General features: G+C 59.3%; 21 protein-coding genes and 1 tRNA gene. 8 read left to right on the top strand and 14 right to left on the bottom strand.

The window, feature by feature from the left end:
- Nucleotides 1-19 precede the first annotated feature (19 nt).
- Nucleotides 20-1063 (bottom strand): quinone-dependent dihydroorotate dehydrogenase, encoded by a 1044-nt coding sequence (locus B9Z51_RS00820; protein ID WP_108371004.1) that lies wholly within the window; start codon nucleotides 1061-1063, stop codon nucleotides 20-22.
- A gap of 104 nt (nucleotides 1064-1167) precedes the next feature.
- On the opposite strand from B9Z51_RS00820, the gene rpiA reads away from it, so the two are divergent.
- On the top strand, nucleotides 1168-1839 hold the full coding sequence (rpiA, locus tag B9Z51_RS00815; RefSeq protein ID WP_108371002.1) for a ribose-5-phosphate isomerase RpiA: 672 nt from the start codon (nucleotides 1168-1170) through the stop codon (nucleotides 1837-1839).
- Nucleotides 1840-2051: 212 nt separating this feature from the next.
- Here the strand turns inward: rpiA and B9Z51_RS00810 are convergent, their stop codons facing one another.
- Entirely contained in the window at nucleotides 2052-2456 is a 405-nt protein-coding gene (locus tag B9Z51_RS00810) for a hypothetical protein (RefSeq protein WP_108371001.1), read from the bottom strand.
- A 445-nt stretch (nucleotides 2457-2901) separates the two neighbouring features.
- Here B9Z51_RS00810 and B9Z51_RS00805 point away from each other — a divergent pair, with 445 nt between their 5' ends.
- Nucleotides 2902-4272 carry a helix-turn-helix domain-containing protein gene (locus B9Z51_RS00805; RefSeq protein WP_233254774.1) on the top strand — a complete coding sequence of 457 codons (1371 nt, stop codon included), beginning with the start codon at nucleotides 2902-2904 and terminating at the stop codon, nucleotides 4270-4272.
- On the opposite strand, the gene arsB is transcribed toward B9Z51_RS00805, so the two are convergent.
- Genes arsB through B9Z51_RS00790 form a run of 3 tightly spaced genes read right to left on the bottom strand, consistent with a single transcriptional unit; the run spans nucleotide 4265 to nucleotide 6139 of the window.
- Nucleotides 4265-5293: an ACR3 family arsenite efflux transporter gene (gene arsB / locus B9Z51_RS00800; protein WP_108370997.1), complete on the bottom strand. Its 1029-nt coding sequence runs from the start codon at nucleotides 5291-5293 to the stop codon at nucleotides 4265-4267. The two genes, B9Z51_RS00805 and arsB, sit on opposite strands and share 8 nt — an antisense overlap.
- Before the next feature lie 2 nt (nucleotides 5294-5295).
- Nucleotides 5296-5808, bottom strand: a complete 513-nt coding sequence (locus B9Z51_RS00795) for an arsenate reductase ArsC (RefSeq protein ID WP_108372574.1) — start codon at nucleotides 5806-5808, stop codon at nucleotides 5296-5298.
- Between the two features lie 7 nt (nucleotides 5809-5815).
- Nucleotides 5816-6139 (bottom strand): helix-turn-helix transcriptional regulator, encoded by a 324-nt coding sequence (locus tag B9Z51_RS00790; protein ID WP_108370996.1) that lies wholly within the window; start codon nucleotides 6137-6139, stop codon nucleotides 5816-5818.
- 125 nt (nucleotides 6140-6264) lie between these two features.
- On the opposite strand from B9Z51_RS00790, the gene B9Z51_RS19035 reads away from it, so the two are divergent.
- From B9Z51_RS19035 to B9Z51_RS00775, 4 genes are all read left to right on the top strand, one after another.
- Entirely contained in the window at nucleotides 6265-6585 is a 321-nt protein-coding gene (locus B9Z51_RS19035) for an ArsA-related P-loop ATPase (RefSeq protein ID WP_369958431.1), read from the top strand.
- Nucleotides 6582-6851 (top strand): hypothetical protein, encoded by a 270-nt coding sequence (locus tag B9Z51_RS19030; RefSeq protein WP_369958429.1) that lies wholly within the window; start codon nucleotides 6582-6584, stop codon nucleotides 6849-6851. The genes B9Z51_RS19035 and B9Z51_RS19030 overlap by 4 nt, the downstream gene beginning before the upstream one ends.
- Before the next feature lie 57 nt (nucleotides 6852-6908).
- The gene (locus B9Z51_RS00780) at nucleotides 6909-10586 is read left to right on the top strand and encodes a DUF748 domain-containing protein (protein WP_158272795.1); all 3678 of its coding nucleotides are present in this window, start codon (nucleotides 6909-6911) and stop codon (nucleotides 10584-10586) included.
- A gap of 97 nt (nucleotides 10587-10683) precedes the next feature.
- Nucleotides 10684-11697 (top strand): aldo/keto reductase, encoded by a 1014-nt coding sequence (locus tag B9Z51_RS00775; protein WP_108370992.1) that lies wholly within the window; start codon nucleotides 10684-10686, stop codon nucleotides 11695-11697.
- A gap of 208 nt (nucleotides 11698-11905) precedes the next feature.
- Here B9Z51_RS00775 and maiA read toward each other — a convergent pair whose 3' ends face one another.
- The 4 genes from maiA to B9Z51_RS00755 all read right to left on the bottom strand — a co-directional run bounded on the left by maiA (nucleotide 11906) and on the right by B9Z51_RS00755 (nucleotide 15684).
- Nucleotides 11906-12541 (bottom strand): maleylacetoacetate isomerase, encoded by a 636-nt coding sequence (gene maiA / locus B9Z51_RS00770; protein WP_108370990.1) that lies wholly within the window; start codon nucleotides 12539-12541, stop codon nucleotides 11906-11908.
- A gap of 60 nt (nucleotides 12542-12601) precedes the next feature.
- Nucleotides 12602-13303, bottom strand: coding sequence for a fumarylacetoacetate hydrolase family protein (locus tag B9Z51_RS00765; protein WP_108370988.1), 702 nt, complete (start codon nucleotides 13301-13303; stop codon nucleotides 12602-12604).
- Between the two features lie 113 nt (nucleotides 13304-13416).
- Nucleotides 13417-14454, bottom strand: coding sequence for a cupin domain-containing protein (locus tag B9Z51_RS00760; RefSeq protein ID WP_108370986.1), 1038 nt, complete (start codon nucleotides 14452-14454; stop codon nucleotides 13417-13419).
- A gap of 18 nt (nucleotides 14455-14472) precedes the next feature.
- Nucleotides 14473-15684 carry a 3-hydroxybenzoate 6-monooxygenase gene (locus tag B9Z51_RS00755; RefSeq protein WP_108370984.1) on the bottom strand — a complete coding sequence of 404 codons (1212 nt, stop codon included), beginning with the start codon at nucleotides 15682-15684 and terminating at the stop codon, nucleotides 14473-14475.
- 159 nt (nucleotides 15685-15843) lie between these two features.
- Here B9Z51_RS00755 and B9Z51_RS00750 point away from each other — a divergent pair, with 159 nt between their 5' ends.
- On the top strand, nucleotides 15844-16290 hold the full coding sequence (locus B9Z51_RS00750) for a MerR family transcriptional regulator (protein WP_108370982.1): 447 nt from the start codon (nucleotides 15844-15846) through the stop codon (nucleotides 16288-16290).
- A 33-nt stretch (nucleotides 16291-16323) separates the two neighbouring features.
- Nucleotides 16324-16400 (top strand) — tRNA-Pro (locus tag B9Z51_RS00745).
- 201 nt (nucleotides 16401-16601) lie between these two features.
- On the opposite strand, the gene B9Z51_RS00740 is transcribed toward B9Z51_RS00745, so the two are convergent.
- The 5 genes from B9Z51_RS00740 to B9Z51_RS00720 form a co-directional block, all read right to left on the bottom strand.
- Nucleotides 16602-16901 carry an AlpA family transcriptional regulator gene (locus B9Z51_RS00740; RefSeq protein ID WP_108370980.1) on the bottom strand — a complete coding sequence of 100 codons (300 nt, stop codon included), beginning with the start codon at nucleotides 16899-16901 and terminating at the stop codon, nucleotides 16602-16604.
- 88 nt (nucleotides 16902-16989) lie between these two features.
- Nucleotides 16990-17745: a hypothetical protein gene (locus B9Z51_RS00735; protein WP_199227417.1), complete on the bottom strand. Its 756-nt coding sequence runs from the start codon at nucleotides 17743-17745 to the stop codon at nucleotides 16990-16992.
- Nucleotides 17732-18055: a hypothetical protein gene (locus tag B9Z51_RS00730; protein ID WP_108370979.1), complete on the bottom strand. Its 324-nt coding sequence runs from the start codon at nucleotides 18053-18055 to the stop codon at nucleotides 17732-17734. The genes B9Z51_RS00735 and B9Z51_RS00730 overlap by 14 nt, the downstream gene beginning before the upstream one ends.
- Entirely contained in the window at nucleotides 18052-18456 is a 405-nt protein-coding gene (locus B9Z51_RS00725) for a hypothetical protein (RefSeq protein ID WP_233254773.1), read from the bottom strand. The genes B9Z51_RS00730 and B9Z51_RS00725 overlap by 4 nt, the downstream gene beginning before the upstream one ends.
- A 44-nt stretch (nucleotides 18457-18500) precedes the next feature.
- Nucleotides 18501-18794 (bottom strand): hypothetical protein, encoded by a 294-nt coding sequence (locus B9Z51_RS00720; protein ID WP_108370977.1) that lies wholly within the window; start codon nucleotides 18792-18794, stop codon nucleotides 18501-18503.
- Nucleotides 18795-19688 lie beyond the last annotated feature (894 nt).

Raw genomic sequence — 19688 nt, 5'->3', positions numbered from 1 at the left:
GCCAAGGGATTCTCAGGGCTCAGCGCTTCATCTGCTGCAAGGCGCTGGCCACTTCGGTCACCAGTGCTGGGCCTTTGTAGATGAGGCCTGTGTAGATCTGCACCACGTCGGCCCCGGCCTCGATCTTGGCGATCGCGTCGTGGCCGCTCAGGATGCCGCCCACACCAATGATGGGGAAGTTTTTGCCCAGGGCGGCGCGCAGCAAGCGGATCACGCGGTTGCTGCCCTCAAAAACTGGCGCACCTGACAGGCCGCCCATTTCTTCGGCATGCGGCAGGCCACTCACGGCTTCGCGGGCCAAGGTGGTGTTGGTGGCGATCACGCCGTCCATGCCGTGCTTTTGCAGCGTGGCGGCGATCACGCCGACTTGGGTTTCGTCCAAGTCGGGCGCGATTTTGAGGAACATGGGCACGCGGCGGCCGTGCTCGGCAGCCAGTTCTTCGCGCCGCGCCACCAGGGCGCCCAGCAGGCCGTCGAGCGCTTCGTCGCTTTGCAAGGCGCGCAAGTTCTTGGTGTTGGGGCTGGAGATGTTGACGGTCACATAGTCGGCATGTGGGTACACGCCTGCCAGCGCGATCAAATAATCGTCGGTAGCGTTTTCAATCGGGGTGGCGGCGTTCTTGCCGATGTTCAGGCCCAGCAAGCGACCTTGCTGGCGAAACTTGGAACGCTTGACGTTGGCGATGAAGGCGTCCAGCCCGTCGTTGTTGAAGCCCAGGCGGTTGATCAGGGCTTGCGCTTCGGGCAGGCGGAACATGCGGGGCTTGGGGTTGCCCGGTTGCGCCTTGGGTGTGACGGTGCCCACTTCGACAAAGCCAAATCCCATGGCGCCCAGACCGTCGATGCAACGGGCGTTTTTGTCCAAGCCAGCAGCCAGGCCCACGCGATTGGGAAAATGCAGACCGGCCAACGTGACCGGCTGAGCCACAAAGGGCTGGCGGTAGACGCGGTCGAGCGGGGTGTTTTGGGTGCGGGCCAGGCCCTCGATGGTCAGTTCGTGGGCTTCTTCAGGGTCCATCTTGAACAAAAAGGAGCGGGCGAGGGCGTAAGGGATCAGGGACATTGGATAATTCCGGACTTGCGCAGGGTCTGCGGCGAATGAATGGGTTGTCCCGATTGTCGCAAACCCCGGCCTGCCTTTTTTGTCCATTCAACCAAGCCACCTCCATGACACAAGACGAACTCAAAGCCCTGGTGGGCCAAGCCGCCCTGAAATACGTTGTCCCTGGCGAGATCGTCGGCGTGGGCACGGGCTCCACCGTCAACTTTTTTCTCGACGCGCTGGCCACGATGAAAGACCAGATCAAAGGCGCCGTGTCCAGCTCAGAAGCCTCTACGGTGCGTCTGAAAGCGCTGGGCATTCCGGTGTTCGACTGCAACGAGGTCGAGAGCCTGTCGGTCTACATCGACGGTGCAGACGAAATCGACCATCAGGGCCACATGGTCAAGGGCGGTGGTGCGGCGCTCACCCGCGAAAAAATCGTGGCCGCTCAGTCCAAGCAGTTTGTCTGCATTGCCGACGAGAGCAAGCTGGTCGACGCTTTGGGCGCTTTCCCTTTGCCGGTCGAAGTCATCCCCATGGCCACTGCGCGCGTGATGCGCCAGTTTGTGGCCATGGGCGCAACGGCGGCCGTACGCCTCAAAGACGGCCAGCCCCTGGTCACCGACAACGGCCAGCACATTGTGGATGTGAAGGGTTTGAAGATCACCGATCCGGTGGCTTTTGAGAACACCGTCAGCCAATGGCCCGGCGTGGTCACGGTGGGCGTGTTTGCCCTGCAAAAAGCCCAGGTCTGCTTGCTGGGCACGGCGCAAGGCGTGAAGACATTGAACTTCTGATTTTTCAGTGGCATTTCCTCTCTTTTAAAGGGGGGATCGGCCTCACTGTTGGGGCCCATGAGGAGGGTGTTGCGCCATGGGGCTCATTGAGCAGAGCCATCAAAATGGTCAGTAAGACCGTCCCGATGTTCCTCCGGGCCCTGTGTAGACAGACGTTGATTCGGTCAATTTGAGATGGGCTTTGCGCTGGCACTCGATTTTGTTGATCCCGCTCATGGCGTCACATTTTTCCTTTTCTGCCTGTTAGGCTTCTTTGTGCTGGGGTGCGGTTTTTTTTCGGCAGTTTTCAAGTCTGTTTTGGCCTGATTTTTTGCAGTTTTCCCAGTCGCTTGGGCTGCCTGTAGGCAGTTGTCCTTGTCTTTTCCCGTGGATTCATTACAGCGCACCTTGGCCATCGCATAGTTGGTTTCGGCTTTCACCACTTCAGTTTGGTCGTGGCTTTTCAATGTGGGTTTCAAGCGATCTTCCTGTTGGGCTTTGGCTTTTTTTTCATCGCTATGGGCTTGCGACATGCACACGTCTTTGCCGTGGTCTTTGGATGCCGCACAAATCGTTTTAGCCGCTTTGTAGTCTGCACTGATTTTGTTCTTTTCGGTCTGGTATTCGGCTCGGGTCATGCTCTGCGTGGCAACTTCCCCGTCAATGCCATGCCGATGACGATGGACAGCAAATGCAGGTGGAATCGTTCATGGCTCATCCTTTTTGATACGGGTTACAGGGCAGGGGATGCAGGCATGCTGAACTCAGGATCCGCTCTGGGCAGCAGTTGATCTTTTCAGTCTTTTGCCCCACATCAGTTGTTTTTGGTGGTTCATGCACGGATTGTTGATCAGTCTGTTGATTCACGGTGGGGGGAGGAGGACTTTTTTCAGGTATGACCCAACGATATATATCTGTATGCCAACGGATTCACATCGTTTGATCAATGGAAGTCGACGTGGAATTCACGCACCATGTAAGTGAGCTGGTGGTGGTGTGGCCGAGTCATTTTCCCACTGGCGGGAGAGCTGGATCAGCTTGAATTTCCATCACGCCTGAAAGGGATTTTGTATGCCTTACCCCATGCTTGAAAGTGCCCGCAGAAATCGTATTCTGGCCGCATTGCCATTGAGTCAATATACCCGCATGGTCGAGCACCTGAAACCTGTGGATCTGGTCTCTGGTCAGGTGATTTATGAACCAGGGGAAGCTTTGGATTTTGTTTATTTTCCAATCACTTGCACCACATCCCTGGTGTCGCACACCCAAGATGGAGAAAGTTCCGAACTGGCCATGACAGGGCGCGATGGGCTGGTGGGGATTCCGCTCGTTTTGGGTGGGGCATCCATGAATCATCGCGTGATGGTGCAGCGTGCCGGGTGTGCTTTCAGAATGTCCGCCGAAGCCTTTGAAGCCGAACTGCTTCACTCCAGGGCTTTGCAACAATTGTCTTTGTCGTATGTTCAGACCTTGATCACGCAAATTTCTCAAAGCATTGTTTGCATCGGCCACCATGCAGTCAGCGAGCGCCTGTGTTACTGGCTGCTGTTCAACAGTGATCAGCTGTTACACGACCCCATCAAGATCACGCATGAAATGATTGCCCACATGTTGGGGGTGCGTCGGGAGTCCGTGACTCAGGCGTTGGGTAAATTGCAGGCATCAGGATTGGTGGCCAGCGGACGCGGGAAAATCACGGTCTTGGACCGCGAGGGCTTGACCCAGCAGGTGTGTGAGTGTTTTTCGCTGGTGACCTCAGAGACGCAGCGTTTGCATGAACGGGCATTGCGCGCTTGCGGTACTGACGAGGCGCATACACCCATGGCCGATGAGGCACAGTCAGCGCCTGATCTGAGCTTGTTACAAAAATACCAGGATGCGTATGACTTCGCCCCAGTGGGTTTTGTGAGTCTGGACCGTCAATGCCAGGTGGTTCAAACCAATTTGACTGGCGCCATCATGCTGGGTATTCAGCGCTCCAATGGCTACCATCACTCCTTTTTGGAATTCATACCGACAGATGATCAGAGTCGGTTTCGGGATTTTCACCAAGCTGTGCTCAGTGGCAAGTGCCGTCACCACTTGGAGATCACGCTGTCAGGGACCGAGCATCGTGCGGAAATGATGGTGCGAATTGACGGCACATTGGATGAGTCGGGTGAAGAATGCTCTTTGGTGATGATTGATGTGACAGAAGAAAGAAAACAGCTGACTCAACTGCTGGCGCGGGAACGTCAGCAGCAGGACTTTGTGCTCAAGCAACCCGCCATGCAGGCGCTCAAAGATTCGGGTTCTCGACAAATTTCAGCCCCGTCCACCCCGACCGGGAATGCCTGCTCAGCATCAGGCCAGCCGGGCTTAGACAAATTTGATTGTCAGGCGGTTTACAGGGATGTTCCTCAACAGGAGTCACTTCGGCCGAGTTCCGGATCTTCAGAGTTCTGGTTCATGTGAGGGTTGGGCCTTCGTACCAAGGTCGGGTCCGGTTGACGATATAGACCACCAGGAGCATGACCGGCACCTCAATCAGCACACCGACCACGGTGGCCAAAGCGGCCCCCGAGTGAAAGCCAAACAGGCTGATGGCGGCAGCCACGGCGAGTTCAAAGAAGTTGGAGGCTCCAATCAAGGCTGAGGGAGCGGCAATGTTGTGTTTCTCGCCAAGGGCATGGTTGAGCAAATAGGCCAGAGACGAATTGAAAATCACCTGAATCAGGATGGGCACCGCCAGCAGCCCAATCACCAGGGGTTGCTGCCAAATAGCCTTGCCTTGGAATGCAAAGAGCAACACCAGCGTGGCCAGCAGCGCGGTGATGGACCACGGCCCGATCCGGGCCATGGTTCTGTCAAAAGCTTTCGGGCCGCGTTGCAGCAGGGCATGCCTGAGCCACTGGGCCAAGGCCACCGGGACCACGATGTACAACAGCACCGAGGTCAGCAGGGTGTCCCAGGGCACCGTGATGGCTGACAGGCCGAGCAAAAAGGCGACCAGAGGGGCGAACGCAAAGACCATGATGCTGTCATTCAAGGCCACCTGAGACAGGGTGAACAAGGGGTCGCCCTGGGTCAGTCGGCTCCAGACAAACACCATGGCGGTGCATGGCGCCGCAGCCAGAAGAATCAGGCCTGCAATGTAGCTGTCGATCTGCTCGGGGGGCAGCCAAGGCGCAAACCAGTGGCGGATGAACAGCCAGCCCAAAAAGGCCATGGAAAAGGGCTTGACCAACCAGTTCACGACCAAAGTCACGCCAATGCCCTTGAGATGCTGGCGCACTTCACCCAGAGCCCGGAAGTCCACCTTGATCAGCATCGGGATGATCATCACCCAGATCAGTACACCCACAGGCAAATTGACATGCGCCACTTCGAGTCGACCGATGGCCTGGAAGACCCCGGGGAAAACCTGCCCCAAAGCCATGCCCACCAGGATGCACAGAAAAACCCAAAGGGTCAGATAGCGTTCAAAGCGTCCCATGATCAAGCGCCTGGTTGATGGGCCAGCTGACGGGCCGTGTCTTGCAGGCTCAGCGCATTCAGGCGGTCGCTGGGCAAATTCACCAGCAATTCAAGGCGCTGTTTGATGGCGATCAGGGTGTGCTTGAAGGCTTCGGTTTTGACCTCATCGGATGCGTCGCTTGCAGAAGGGTCTGGGTAGCCCCAGTGGGCGGTGGCGGGTTGGCCTGGCCAATAGGGACAAACTTCGCCTGCGGCGTTGTCACAGACGGTGATGACCAAGTCCATGTGAGGCGCATTGGGCGTGGCAAATTCGTCCCAGCTTTTGCTGCGCAGGCCGTGAATCGGGATGCCTGCGTTTTCCAGAACTTTCAGCCCCAAGGGATGGGGTTGTTGGTTCTCGCGTGGGCTGCTGCCTGCAGAAAAAGCCTTGAAGTGGCCTTGGCCGATGTGGTTGAGCAGGGCTTCTGCCAGGATGCTGCGCGCCGAGTTGTGGGTGCACAGAAAAAGGACGTTCAAAGGGCGTGAAGTGGTCATGGTGTGTTCAGCAATCACAAGGGGTAGCGGACTCGGGCAGGCAAGCCTGACCTTGGCAGCAGTTGTCGGTCAGGTAGCTCAGGACGGCGTTCATGCGCTCAAAGCGGGCGCGGTAAATCAGGTTGCGGCCGCTGCGCTCTTGCGAGATCAGGTCGGCTTGCAGCAATTCCTTGAGATGGAAAGACAACGTGGCACCGGGAATGGCCATGGCCTGGGCCATGACGGCCGGGGTCATGCCTTCGGGGCCTTGCACCACCAGGGCTCGAAACAGCTGCAAGCGGTTGGGGTGGGCGAGGGCTGCCAGCGCGCGGATCACGTCTTTTTCTTCCATATTTCGAATATAGTCGAAATATATGTCGGTGTGAAGACAATGGCGCACATTTGATCCATGTCCAGTTTGCAGGCGGGGGCAAGGGGTACAAGTGGTGAGACCGATTTTGAGAGGATACAAACCCTATGAACTGGCTCACGAACCCTGCGCGGTTTTTGTTTTTCATGGGCAAAGGCGGGGTAGGCAAGACCACCGTGGCGGCTGCTTTGGCACTGGGGCTGGTGCAAAAAGGCCGTACCGTGCACCTGAGTACGACCGACCCGGCGGCCCATGTGGCGGCCATGCTGGGCGAGCAAGTACCTGGTTTGCAGCTCAGCAGGATTGACCCCCAGCTGGAAACCCGGAAGTACATCGACAAAATCATGGCTGCGCGGGGGCCGGGGCTGGACGAGAACGAAAAGGCCTTGTTGCTGGAGGACATGCGTTCTCGCACATCATTTTGGTGACGCTGCCGGAAGACACGCCGGTGTCCCAGGCGGCCGCCTTGCAAGAGGATTTGCGGCGAGCGCAGATCGAGCCTTATGCCTGGGTGATGAATCGGTCTGTGCTGGCCGCCCAGCCCAGAGATCCATTGCTGTGCACCCGTCTGGAGGGCGAGCGCAAGCAGATGGCGCGGATACGGCAAGGTTTTGCCCAGCGGCTGTATGTCGTGCCCTGGGTGGTGCAGCCCTCCGTGGGCGTGGACGCTTTGCGACATTTGCTGCTGACGTGAGCCCATGCACAGTCGGCTGCGATGGGGCGCCCGAGGATCATAGAGAATCGGGAAGCTATGAATCACAAAGAATTATTCAAAAAATGGCGCGACCTGTCCGGGTGGCCGCGTTGGGGGATGCGTGTGTTGTTGGCTGGGGCGCTGGTGTGGGGGCTTGGCGCCCTGTGCGTGCCCTTGGGGGTGCGTTGGCTGCTGCAAACGCAGGGCAGTCAGGCCTTGGGGCGCGATGTCCAGGTCGAGTCGGTGTCCTTCAGGCCGTGGTCGATGGCGCTGCTTGTGCATGGACTGAGCGTGGGCCCGGCAGGCGCTGGGCATGTGCCGGGGCCGCCGCCCTTGCAGATTGAGGAGGTTCGCCTGAATCTGGCCCTGTCGTCCTTGTGGCACTGGGCACCCGTGATGGACGAAGTCGTGGTGCTGCACCCGCAGTGGCATGTGACGTATTCGGGCGGTGGGCATTTTGATGTGGACGACTTGCTGAGTCGGGTCCGCCAGCCGGGCGCCAGCCAGGGTGGGATGCCCCGTTTTTCGCTGTTCAACGTGCAATTGATAGGCGGCCGTGTGGTGCTTCGCGATGCCCCCAAGTCGCTCACCCACACGCTGGACGATGTGACGCTGCAGATTCCATTTTTGAGCAACATCGGTGCGCGTCGCGAGGTCAGCACGCACCCGCGTCTGGCGTTCACCCTTAACGGCGTGGCCTTTGACAGCGAGGCCGAGACCGCCCCTTTTGCCGCCGACCGGCGCACCCAGACCCACTTGCGTATCAAGGACCTGGATGTCGCTGCGTATGTGCCTTATTGGCCCGCCGCGTGGCCCGTGCGCTGGGTGCAGGGGCGGCTGGATCTGGACTTCAATGTGGCGTTCAAGCAGGCCGACCGTCCGCAGGTTCTGGTGTCCGGCCAGGTGTCGGCGCAGGGCGTGAATGTGCTGGAAAAAGTGGCCGACAAACCTGCGGGCATGCCGCTGTTTCAAGCGGACAGCCTGGCGCTGAAGGTGGACGAGTGGCGGCCGCTGGAACAGGTGTTCAAACTGTCTGCGCTCGATGTGGTGCAGCCAGTGCTGCATCTGCGCCGGGATGCGCAGGGGCAGTTCCAGACGCTGTGGCCCGCTGCTTCGGCCAAGACGCCTGCTGCTGCGGTCCCTGAAGTCGCTGCGCCTTCAGGCCATGCGCCTGTGTTCGGCTTGCAAAGCCTGCACATCTCGGGTGGGCAGGTGCATTGGGCCGATGCCAGCACGCGGCTGCCCACGCAGTTGACGTTGCGGGATGTGGTACTGAAGGCCCATGACCTGAATTGGCCCATGGATTCGCCCAGAGCTTTGGCCAAGCTGGAGGGCTCGGCGTCTCTGAGTGGTGGGCGCATCACCTGGCAAGGTGAGACGGACCTGAACAGTGCGCAATTGCACATGAGCGCCAAAGCACTGCCCCTGGCTACAGGCGCGGCTTATGGCGCCGGGTATTTGCGCCCGGACTTGTTGGACCCGATGACCGGTCAGCTGTCGGCGGACATGACGCTGGACTGGAAACGTGCCCGTGCCAACGAGGCTGGGGTGATGCTGCTCAAGGCGCCCTCGGTCCGCCTGGACCAGGTGTCCTTGGGCGCGTTGGCGCAGGCAGAGCTGTCCTGGGCATCGCTGGAATTGGCGCAGCTGGAGCTGGACTGGCTCAAGTCGCAGGTGCGCGTAGAAAAGGCTTTGTGGACTCGGCCTGTGGCCAAGGTCATGCGCCAGGCCAATGGGCGCTGGATGTTTGAAGACTGGCGGGCTGTGCCTGCTGCGCCTTTGACCTCCTCCACACCCACTGTTTCGTCGACAGAGGCATCGGGCAAGCCACCGTGGTCATGGGATGTTCGTCAAGTGCAAGTCAGTGGGGGCCAAGTCCAATTCGATGATCGCGCTGTGCCCGGTGGCGTGCGGCTGGACTTGCAGGATGTGGACTTGCTCACCGGGGCTTGGCAGTCAACGGGTACGGCACAAGCCCCCATGGCTGTGCAAGGGCGATTGAATGCCGTCAATGTGCGCCGTGATGGGGGACAAGCGGGTGGCCGCGTGGGGTTTGAGGGCCGTGTTCGCTGGCCTGGGGCTGCGCAGGGCAGCGCAAAAGCTCAGGCCTTTGGCCTTGCCGGGCGCTTGCAGATGGACAAGTTTCCGGCGCACAAGCTGGGGTCTTATCTGGCCTCCGCGCTGGATGTGAAATTCAAGCGTGCAGACCTGAGCTATGCCGGCGCACTCGATGTGAGTTTTGCAGAGGCCGGTTTGGGCCTGGGCCTGCAAGGTGATCTGACGCTGAATGCCTTGCGTACCGAAGAGCAGTCCACGCAGGCGAGCTTGCTGGATGCCAAAAGCCTGAATTTGCGAGGTTTGGACATGATCATTCAGGCCGGTGCATTGCACAGCCTGAAGGTGGCAGAAACCGTGCTCAATGATTTTTCAGCCCGTGTGGCCATTGATGCAGCAGGACGTCTCAATTGGCTGGGCTTGCGCAAGACGGCGCCGACTGAGACGCCGCCCCATGCGGCGGTCGCTGGGCCGCAGCCTGTGATGGATCTGGGGCCGATGGCCTTGATCAATGGGCGGGTGGCGTTTTCGGATGTTCATGTTCAACCCCATGTCGCAATCGATTTGCATGGGATGACTGGCAGTTTGTCGGCCCTCTCCAACCAGGGCGCGAGCGCACAGGCGCCCGGCCTGGCGGAGTTGAGCCTGCGCGGGCAGGGCGCTGGCACGGCCAGTGTCGAGATTCATGGCCACATCAACCCCTTGGTGCGGCCCATGTCGCTCGATGTGCAAGGGCAGTTGCGTGATCTGGAGTTGCCTCAGTTGTCGCCTTACAGCAGCAAGTACGCAGGCTATGGCATTGAGCGCGGCAAGCTCTCGGCCACGCTGAACTATCACTTGGACCGCGATGGCCAGTTGCAGGCGAATCACCAGATCATCCTCAACCAATTGCGCTTTGGTGACCGGGCCGAAGGCAGTTCGGCCCCCAATCTACCCGTCAAACTGGCGGCAGCTTTGCTGGCCGACAGTCAGGGAGTGATCGACATCCAGTTGCCCGTGAGCGGCTCCATCAACGACCCGGATTTCCGCGTGGGCGCCATTGTCTGGAAGTTGTTGATGAACCTGGTGGGCAAGGCCATCACCTCGCCCCTGAATCTCATCACCGGTCTGCTGACCGGGCATGAAGACCTGGCGCAGTTGAACTTTGCGCCTGGCAGTGCCCAATTGTCAGACGAGGCTGCTCAGTCCTTGCAAAAGGTGGCCCAAGCCCTGACGGATCGGCCCCAATTGCACCTGACCGTGGTGGGCCACAGCGACATGGATGCCGAGGGTGAGGCCTATCGCCAAGCCATGCTGCAAGACCAGCTCTTGGCAGAAAAGCGCCGCAGCTTGAGACGCGCTGGCCAGGATGCCTCAGCGCTCACCCGCATCACGGCCGACGAACAGGCAGTCTTGCTCAAGTCCGTCTATTTGCGCTCGGACGTGCCCAAGCCGCGCAATCTGCTGGGCATGCCCAAAGATTTGCCGCCCGCCGACATGTCGGCTTTGCTGCTGGCGGCCATTGATGTGACACCGGCCGATATGCAGTCTTTGGCCGAGGCCCGCAGTGCAGCCGTGCGGGATGCGCTGATCAACCGCCAAGTGCCTGCTGCGCAAATATTTTTGGGAGCAGCGCGCACCGAAGCGGCCCCTAAGCCGGGCTTCACGCCCCGGGCGACGCTGACACTGGCAGTGCATTGATGTGCCGGGCTCGTGGTTCGGCCTGCTTTGAAAAAGGAGCCGTTGGGTCGAGCCTTCAAGCAGCGGGGTACACGGCTGGAGCGTCTAAGATGTCGCCATGAAAACCCGACAAATTGCCTCTTTCCAAGTCAGTGCCATCGGCCTGGGTTGCATGAACCTGAGCCATGCCTATGGCGCCCCTGTCTCTGCCGAGCAAGGCGAGCGGGTTTTGCTCACGGCACTCGACCAGGGTGTGACCTTTTTTGACACCGCCGCTTTATATGGCTTTGGCGCCAATGAAACCCTGCTGGGCAAGGTTCTCAAGCCGCATCGCCAAAAGTTCACCCTGGCCAGCAAATGCGGCATGCAGGGCGTGGACCCGGGGGACGGCAAGCTGGTGCGCGTGATCGATGGTCGTCCGGAGACGATCAAAAAGACCTGCGAAGACGCCTTGCGCCGCTTGCAAACCGAGGTGATTGACCTGTATTACCTGCACCGCTGGGACAAGAAGGTGCCCATTGAAGACAGCGTGGGCGCCTTGAGCGATCTGGTGCGCCAAGGCAAGATCCAGGCGATTGGCTTGTCTGAGGTGTCGGCCAACACGCTGCACAAAGCGCATGCGGTGCACCCCATCGCGGCCGTGCAAACAGAGTATTCACTCTGGACGCGCAACCCGGAAATCGCCCTGCTGCAGGCTTGCCGCGAGCTGGGGGCCGCTTTTGTCGCCTTCAGCCCGGTGGCCCGTGGCTTTTTGTGTGGGGCAGCGATAGACATTGAAGGGCTGGACGCCAAGGACATCCGTCGCAGCATGCCGCGTTTTGCCCCCGAAAACTTTGCGGCCAACTTGAAACTGCTGCCCGCATACCACGCTCTGGCACAGGAGGCCGATTGCAGCCCGGCACAACTGGCGCTGGCCTGGCTGCTGCACAAGGCGGACCACATCATCCCCATCCCTGGCACAACGTCTGTGGCGCATTTGCTGGATGACCTGGGCGCTGCGCAAGTGCAGTTGGATGCGGGCTTGTTGCAGCGCCTGGAAGCCCTGATCAACCAGCAAACGGTCACGGGAAACCGCTACAACGCGCAGGCCAACAGCGAGGTGGATACCGAGGTGTTTGGCGTTGAGCGTTGAGCGTTGAGGGTTCGGCGTTTAGCGTTTAGCGTTAAGGGTTCAGGGTTCGGCGTTTAGCGTTTAGCGTTAAGGGTTTAGCGTTTAGCGTTCAGGGTTCAGGGTTCAGGGTTCAGGGTTCAGGGTTCAGCGCCTAACGCTCAACGCTCAACGCTCAACGCTCAACGCTCAACGCTCAACGCCCAACGCTCAACGCCCAACGCTCAACCATTCAAGCGTCAGGCTGGGCCATCGGCGCTGCCTTTTTGAACGCCTCCAACTCACCGCATGCTTTGTCGATGGCGCTGATCAGCGGCCAGCGGGCCAAGTCCACCTTGAAGCGGCGTGCGCTTTCCACTTGGGGGATCAAATACGCATCGGCGAGGGTGGGCGTGTTGCCAAAGCTGAACGCGCCGCGTTTTGCATCGGCCGCGATCAGGGCTTCGTAGGCGTCAAACCCGGCGCTGATCCAGGTGCCGCACCAGGCGTTGATGGCGTCTTCGTTGGCGCCAAACTGCTTGCGCAGGGTCTCCAGAATGCGGCGGTTGTTGATCGGGTGAATGTCGCAACCCACAATCGCCGCCAGCGCACGCACATGGGCGCGCTCGTCAGCACCTTGCGGTAGCAGGGCGGGTGTGGGGTACTTTTCTTCCAGCCACTCGATGATGGCGGGCGACTGCACCAGCACCTGCTCGCCGGTGTCGAGCGCGGGCACCAGCTGCTGCGGGTTGACCGACTTGAAGGCATCTTTCAAATGCTCTTCCACCCGCAAGTCCACCGCCACGTAGTCGGTGGCAATGCCTTTGAGGTTCAGGGCAATGCGCAGGCGGTGCGAGGTACCGCTGCGGAAAAAGTTGTAGAGCTTCATGGTGTGGTCCTGTTCACTGGAATGCAGACACCAAACCATGGTGTCTGCTGAAGGATTGCATTATTCCGCAGCGCCAATCGTCAGTGCGACTTCGGCCACGCCCTCGACCCGGCCCGTGATCTTGTCACCAGGCAGCACAGCACCCACGCCTTCGGGCGTGCCGGTGTAGATCAGGTCGCCGGGTTGCAGGTGGTAGTAGGTGGACAGGTCGGCGATGATTTCGCGGATGTTCCAGATCAGCTTGTCCACGTCGGACGACTGTTTGGTCGCGCTGTTGACTTCCAGCGCGATGGCGCCGTTCTCGATCACCACGCCGGGCATGGGCACGATCTCGGTACAGACCGAGCCTTGCTCGATGTCCTTGCCCGTGTCCCAGGGGCGGCCCTTGTCGCGTGCCACCAGTTGCAGGTCGCGGCGGGTCATGTCCAGACCTGCAGCGTAGCCATAGACCAGTTCATGCGCGTTGGCCTCGCTCACGCGGAAACCTTCTTTGCCAATGGCCAGCACCAGTTCCATCTCGAAGTGGTAGTTGCTGGTGCGGGGTGGGTAAGCCACAGTCGCGCCACTTTCCACCAGGGTCTGGGGCGACTTGGTGAAGTAAAACGCCTGCTCGACGCTCTTGTCGACAGGACGGCCCATCTCGACAGCGTGCGCATGGTAGTTGCGGCCCACGCAGAAGATGCGGTTGACGGGGAAGCGCTCGGTTTTGCCGCGAATGGGCAGGGATTGGACGGCGGGTGGGGTGAAGAGGTAAGAGGTCATTGAGAGGTTTCAGTGTTTGTATTTTTTGAATTCGTCATGGCGAGCGAAGCGTGGCAATCGATTGCTGGATCGCCAGGTCGCTTCGCTCCTCGCGATGACGGTGGAGCGTCATGTCAGCCGCGGTTTTCGTACACGCCGAGCTTGCGGTGCAGGGGGGATTCGTCGGCGATGAACACGAACGCAGGCTGGATGGCATTCAGGTTGGTCAGCGTCACGGCTTCATAACCCGGTGCACAGCAGGTGTCGGCTTCGGCCAAGGTGAAGGTGCTGGCCACGATTTGGGCTTGCACCGCGCCTTCGATGACGTGAAACACTTGGGCAGGGGAGCGCGCAGGCAAACGCAGGGTTTGGCCGGGGTGCAGCATGAGCGCGTAAAAGCCCAAGATGTTTTCGGCGTCGCTGCCGGTTTCAGGATTGGTGTAGGTGACTTGCACCTGCTCCAAACCGGTATCGTCAGCGGCCAGCGCTTCCAATGCCGCTTTGGCGTCTTTCCAGGCGTAGCGCAGCATGGGGTAGGCCTTTTTGCTGCGGTCAAACACATGCGAGGGCACGACGCCGCCACGGGCGTATTGCTGGTCACTGCGGCCAGGCTGCACCGTTTGGCGGTCGCCGTTGATGTGGTAGCTGGCTTCCATGTAATAGACCAGGGGCAGGTCCAGCACATCGAGCCAGATGACGGGGTCGGTCCCATCGTGTCCGTGCTCGTGCCACAGGCCCGTGGGTGTGAGGATCAAATCGCCGCGGCTCATCGGGCATTTTTCGCCGTCCACGGTGGTCCAGGCGCCTTCGCCTTCTACGACCATGCGCACCGCGTTGGGGGTGTGGCGGTGGCTGGGGGCCCACTCGCCGGGCATGAGCAGTTGCATGCCCAAATACATGGCGGCAGATGCTTGCATCTTGTCCAGGCCGTGGCCAGGGTTGGCCAGCACCAGCACGCGGCGCTCGGCTTTTTCGATCGGGGTCAACTCGCCCGCTTTGAGCAAGAGCGGCTTGATGTCTTTGTAAGCCCAGCAGGTCGGCTGGGTCTGGCGGGTGGGCACCTTGGGCGGCAGCACGCCACGCAGGCTGGGCCACAGGGGCACCAGGTTCACGTTGCGCAGGTCCTGCACATAGTCTTTGGGCAGGTCTTCGAGTCGGCCGAGTTCGTTCATGGGGTTGTCTCCGTGCAATCAGGTGTTTTGGGCGGCGTCGAGGCAGTTGCCCACATTCCAGCCGTACAGCCATTCCATCGCATCATAAAAGCGCTCTGCACCCCGGCCGCGCCACAGGTCATTGCGCACCAGGCGCTCCACACCCTTGGCATGGTAGATGCGGCCCATTTCGCGGCTCGACAGCACGATGCGGGCCGTGCGGGCCACGCGGGCACGTTGGTACATGTCCAGCGCTTTCGGCCAGTCGTTGTGGTGCGTGCGCAGGGCTTCGCCCAAAGTGACGGCGTCTTCCATGGCCATGCAAGCGCCTTGCGCCATGTACTGGGTGGTGGGGTGGGCAGCGTCGCCCAGCAAAGTCACGCGGCCATAGGTCCATTGGCCAATGGGCTCGCGGTCGGCTGTTGCCCAGCGCTTCCAGGTTTTGGGCAGATCGATCAGCTGGCGTGCTTTGGGGCAAATGCCTTGGAAGTAGCTTTGCACTTCTTCTTTGCTGCCATCCGTCACGCCCCATTCTTCTTGCTGGCGGCTGTGGAAGGTCACGACCACGTTGTATTGCTCGCCGCCGCGCAGGGGGTAGTGCACTAAATGGCAGTTGGGACCGACCCAGATGGCGGCAGCGTTCCATTGCAGGTCGGCAGGGAAGTCTTTTTTCTCGACCACGGCGCGGTAGACCACATGGCCTGTGACGCGGGCCGGGTCGCCCACAAACTGCTCGCGCACCACCGACTTGACCCCGTCTGCGCCGATCAATGCGCAGCCTTTGAAGGCTTTGCCGTTCTGGTCCCACACGGTCACGCTGTGTTCGTCTTGCTCGATGCGCACCGCACGGGTGTTGGTGTGAAATTGCACTTGACCGGTTTCTTGCGCGCCTTCGAGCAGTGACAAATGCACATCGGCCCGGTGGATCACGGCGTAGGGGTTGCCAAAGCGCTGGCGGAATTTCTCGTCGGTGGGGATCTTGCCCACTTGGTACTCGTCGATCGCGTCGTGCATCACCATGAAGTCGGTGTAGACCGCACGGCCACGCGCTTTGTCCCCGATGCCCAAGGCGTCAAAGGCGTGGAAAGCGTTGGGGCCGAGCTGGATGCCCGCACCGATCTCGCCGATCTCGGGGGCTTGCTCCAGCACGGTGACCTGAAAGCCCTGTCGCACCAGCGCCAAAGCGGCGGCCAGGCCACCAATGCCACCGCCTGCGACGATGACGGGAAGTTCGGAGGGGGAAGTGCTCATGGGCTTTCTTAAAAAGTGGATCAATGAAGGTGGGTAAATTATATGCATGCTTATTAAATCGTCAAATACGCAAAAACCCTGAGCTGTCGACAGCGCTTATGAATGCAGCCTTCAAGTTGCAGTAAGCTACAAGGTTTCTCAGGTAACTAGTTGTCATTCATGGACAGTTCACTTCCACCCATTCCGGCCAAACGCTACTTCACCATTGGTGAAGTTGGCGAGTTGTGCGGTGTCAAACCGCATGTGCTGCGCTATTGGGAGCAGGAGTTCACGCAACTGCGTCCTGTCAAGCGCCGAGGTAATCGGCGCTATTACCAGCACCACGAGGTGCTGATGATCCGTCGTATTCGCGATTTGCTTTATGAGCAAGGTTTCACCATCAGTGGTGCGCGAAACAAACTCCATGAGCAAGTCCAGGCAGATCGGCTGATGTTCCCCTCTGAGCCCATCCAGCCACCGCCCGCAGACCAACTGGTTCCATCATTCAAGGACTCGAATCCAATGAGCTTTCCTATGGGAGACTCCTACATGGCCAACAAAAGCGGGACAGACTATCTGGCCATTCGCCATGAACTTTTCGAAATTCGTTCTCTGTTAACCCTTTGAGGCAATCTTTTCAGTCTATAATTGCAGACTTGTCGGCGTGTAGCGCAGCCTGGTAGCGCACTTGCATGGGGTGCAAGGGGTCGCGAGTTCGAATCCCGCCACGCCGACCATTTATTACCAATGAAATCAACGGGTTACGCCTCACAAGGGTGTGACCCGTTTTTCTTTCCGGGCTTGGCATCTCAAAAAAGCCAAGAATCCCCACACCAATCCCCACACCGCGTGTTTTGCTCAAACTGCCACCACGCCCACCAGCACCCCAAAAAAAAGGCCACCCGGTCAGGATGGCCCTTCAACGATGGCGTGCTCAGTCAGTCGCTTGCCAGTGGCTTTGCATTGTCCGGGTTGCCAGCGCGGCCAAACTCGCAGTTCACGGGCGGCGGCAAATCCGACACCGGGCGCGATTCAAGCCACTCATCCACTTCACGCAGCAGGTAGCCGACACGGCGGCCGGACAGTTGACGCGGGGCCGGGAACTCGCCCTTGCGCACCAATCTTTCAATTGTGCCGTTGGACAAGGTCAGGTAGGCGGCGCACTGATCGATGTCCAGTACTGCAGGTCTGAGGGTTTCAATTTGATCAATGCCTTTGGGCTGTTGCTTCGGGTTCATGTGCTCTGTCCTTCAAGTTGGAAAAGTTTGGTTTTGCCGCCTGGGCTCGGTGGTGCCCGGGCGGGTTGGATGGCGTGTAGGCTTGACCCTAGCCGCTGTCGATGGTCAACATCGCGAATGGTGCGGGCGTGTAGGTCAACATGCGAACCGGGCCACTGCCCGCGTGTCTTTCATGCCCATGGTCAGGTGCATGGTTCACGCAGTCATTGTGGTGCGCGTGTGCCCGTTGCCGTGCACCAGTAGATGGTTTATCTAGATGGTCACCGTCTGGCGGTGTAGGCGAAGCACCAAAAACCCCCTTGATAGCACCGTCTGGCGGTGCAATGGGGTGAAGCTCTACACCGTCTGGCGGTGCTATTTTGGGCCTCTCTGCACCGTCTGACGGTTTAAGCCTTGCGTTTTTATTTGCACCGTCTGGCGGTGTAGCGCCATCGTTTTTCAGGGGGGTGTTTTTGTACGCTCCACGGAGAAAAGATTCGACAGCGCCATGGTCATAACCCGGATGTCGGTCAAGGGTTCGCCAGGTCAAGGCGTACCAACTGGCCTTGTTGGGGCGGCAGCCCATCACCGTTTGGTGGATCAGCTTCGCGGCCAGTAGCTCCTTCAGTGCGCGTGTGATGGTGTCGTTTGATGTCCACCCACGGTCAAGCAAATGGGCTCGACTGGCCAGCAGTCGCCCGTTGTTGTCACGGTTGTATTGCCGTGCGATTTCCAGCAACAGGGACTTGGCTGGATGGCTCAGGTTGAGGTAGTTGGGGCAGTCCAACACCACGCAGGGCAGGGCCACGAACTGCCCGGCGTCCCTGGTGGTGTCGTGCCCCTTTTTGCGTCTATCGCGCCCCATGGTCAGCGGTCCCGCCGATCCGGGGTGTTGGGTAATCAGCCTCTGAGGCAGCGCGCGCAGAACGGAAAAACAATTCCTCGCTTGCCCCCTTAATCAGCGCCTGCAACTCTTCGGGGTTCATGTCCCCCATGCGCTTTAGGGCGGCACGGGTTTCAGGCAAGCGCAGTTTTTCAACCATGTCCTTTGATCCGGTCATCATGCGGATACAGGCATGTGAAATCAACTGTGCGCCAAAGGCTTCGCCCAACTTGCCGTCGATCAGCGCGTGAAGCAAGTGTTTCTTGGTCTTGAAGGTCAGGGCTTCGCTCATGCTGCACTCCCTGCATTGATGGCCGCACTGGTGACGTTGGCCGTTGCACTGGTGTGACGCCCATGCTGGGCAATGCGGGCGTCTATGTCGTTCACGTTGAAGTTGCGCACGCCTTCAAGCATGAGTTCCACGGCGTAGCTGGTCAGTGCAGCGGCTGCACCGCGTTTATTGGGCGTGCCATGGGCAGGGCCTGCATGGTTGCGAATGGCGCTCACTTGGTTCAGGATTTCGCAGATCACGAAGCGTTTGAAACCACTGGTGTCGGTGGTGGTCTTGATCCACTCCACCAGCTCACGGGCGGCTTTCATGCCCGTCAGATAGCCTTGCAGGTAAGGTTCATCAGCCACAGCGAAGTACTCGCCAGAAACGATTTCTCCCTGGTCATCGCGGGTGATGTGCACGAATGACAGCGGGTTTGCCTTTGTGGTGGGTGTGTCGGGCCGGATCATGCCGCACCGCCGATCTGAGGGGCACGGCCAGCGCCAGCGGATTGCAGGGTGTTCAGGGCAGACAAGGCCTGCACCGCTTTGCGGGTAGCGCCAGGCACGTTGCCTGCACCAGTGCGCAGGTAGTGCAGCGCCATGGAAAGGGCGTTTTCGGCATCTTGGTGGGCGGCCAGCAGGCGGGTTTCTTTGTCGCGATCGGCAAGCGACACGTTCAGCTTGACCTGACGAATCAACTCGTCAGCAAGGGTTTGGGCGAACGGGGTAGCCGTTTGGGTTTGCGGGTTTTTGGACATGGTTTCATGCTCCTTATTGAGACTTGAAAACCACACGCCACGTTCTTACGCGTAGCGGGTGGACTGGATGTTAAGAACACGCAATAAGACGTGCGCCAGGCGTTACCGCTTTGGCCATCCAGTCCGAAAACTTGACCCAGCGCCAGCGAGGGCGTGAGTGTGTCCAGACGTGAAAAAACCTCACTGTCGGGGAGGTTGCACCGCTTATTGAAAAGGTGTTCTTACGCACCGGCCCTTTTCAGGGTTGCCGCGATCTTAACCGCAAATTTTCAAGCCCTGCAAGGTTTTTTTGGGGGGGGGTGCGCAATTTTGCGCAGGCCTCATTGAACATGATCCAGTTCTGGATCATGTTCTGGCGAATGGGGGTGTCCCCAAATTTGGGGACACGGTCAGACACGGCAAACCCCTAACGGCGCGTTAGATGGTTGCGCAATTTTGTGCAGGCATCGTGGGGACTTCCTCAGTTTGAGGGGGTATCTCCCCAATGAGGGGGTATCTCCCCAATTCTGGGGACACCCATTGAAGATCAATCCGCTTTTGGATTCATCTCATTGAACATGCCCTCAGTTTTGAGCGCATGTTCTGGCGCTGGGTGTCGTTTACGAAAACGATACCCCCATGGGCCGCTTTTGGTCCGTCCACAATTTGTGGTTGGCGCAATTTTGCGCTGAGTCGAAAACTTGACCCGTTACCAGCGAAGGCGTGAGTGTGTCCGTCCACCATTGGTGGGTGAACTCTCGCATTGCGGGGGTTCGTTTTGAACGCGCACCCTTTGAAGGCGCTTGCACCGGCCTTGGATGTGCCTTGGTGGGGCCAATACCGTTATCGTGCAGGCCTGACCCCGTGCCAATACCGTTATTGCACTGAGCGCACTTTTGCGCTGACGTTGCAGGC

The sequence above is a fragment of the Limnohabitans sp. T6-5 genome (assembly GCF_003063315.1).
Classification (GTDB): domain Bacteria; phylum Pseudomonadota; class Gammaproteobacteria; order Burkholderiales; family Burkholderiaceae_C; genus Limnohabitans_A.
The sequence above is the reverse complement of the archived record's forward strand: the minus strand, read 5'-3'. Positions and strand labels throughout refer to the sequence as shown.

Bases quoted from the DNA above. Each gene is read 5' to 3' on its own strand.
- B9Z51_RS19035 (WP_369958431.1), top strand. From the start codon at position 6,265: ATGAACTGGCTCACGAACCCTGCGCGGTTTTTGTTTTTCATGGGCAAA.
- B9Z51_RS00795 (WP_108372574.1), bottom strand. From the start codon at position 5,808: ATGACCACTTCACGCCCTTTGAACGTCCTTTTTCTGTGCACCCACAAC.
- B9Z51_RS00820 (WP_108371004.1), bottom strand. From the start codon at position 1,063: ATGTCCCTGATCCCTTACGCCCTCGCCCGCTCCTTTTTGTTCAAGATG.
- maiA (WP_108370990.1), bottom strand. From the start codon at position 12,541: ATGAAGCTCTACAACTTTTTCCGCAGCGGTACCTCGCACCGCCTGCGC.
- arsB (WP_108370997.1), bottom strand. From the start codon at position 5,293: ATGGGACGCTTTGAACGCTATCTGACCCTTTGGGTTTTTCTGTGCATC.
- B9Z51_RS00735 (WP_199227417.1), bottom strand. From the start codon at position 17,745: ATGGGGCGCGATAGACGCAAAAAGGGGCACGACACCACCAGGGACGCC.
- B9Z51_RS00760 (WP_108370986.1), bottom strand. From the start codon at position 14,454: ATGAACGAACTCGGCCGACTCGAAGACCTGCCCAAAGACTATGTGCAG.
- rpiA (WP_108371002.1), top strand. From the start codon at position 1,168: ATGACACAAGACGAACTCAAAGCCCTGGTGGGCCAAGCCGCCCTGAAA.
- B9Z51_RS00740 (WP_108370980.1), bottom strand. From the start codon at position 16,901: ATGAACCCGAAGCAACAGCCCAAAGGCATTGATCAAATTGAAACCCTC.
- B9Z51_RS00720 (WP_108370977.1), bottom strand. From the start codon at position 18,794: ATGTCCAAAAACCCGCAAACCCAAACGGCTACCCCGTTCGCCCAAACC.
- B9Z51_RS00755 (WP_108370984.1), bottom strand. From the start codon at position 15,684: ATGAGCACTTCCCCCTCCGAACTTCCCGTCATCGTCGCAGGCGGTGGC.
- B9Z51_RS00765 (WP_108370988.1), bottom strand. From the start codon at position 13,303: ATGACCTCTTACCTCTTCACCCCACCCGCCGTCCAATCCCTGCCCATT.
- B9Z51_RS00750 (WP_108370982.1), top strand. From the start codon at position 15,844: ATGGACAGTTCACTTCCACCCATTCCGGCCAAACGCTACTTCACCATT.
- B9Z51_RS00780 (WP_158272795.1), top strand. From the start codon at position 6,909: ATGAATCACAAAGAATTATTCAAAAAATGGCGCGACCTGTCCGGGTGG.
- B9Z51_RS00805 (WP_233254774.1), top strand. From the start codon at position 2,902: ATGCTTGAAAGTGCCCGCAGAAATCGTATTCTGGCCGCATTGCCATTG.
- B9Z51_RS00810 (WP_108371001.1), bottom strand. From the start codon at position 2,456: ATGACCCGAGCCGAATACCAGACCGAAAAGAACAAAATCAGTGCAGAC.
- B9Z51_RS00790 (WP_108370996.1), bottom strand. From the start codon at position 6,139: ATGGAAGAAAAAGACGTGATCCGCGCGCTGGCAGCCCTCGCCCACCCC.
- B9Z51_RS00730 (WP_108370979.1), bottom strand. From the start codon at position 18,055: ATGAGCGAAGCCCTGACCTTCAAGACCAAGAAACACTTGCTTCACGCG.
- B9Z51_RS00775 (WP_108370992.1), top strand. From the start codon at position 10,684: ATGAAAACCCGACAAATTGCCTCTTTCCAAGTCAGTGCCATCGGCCTG.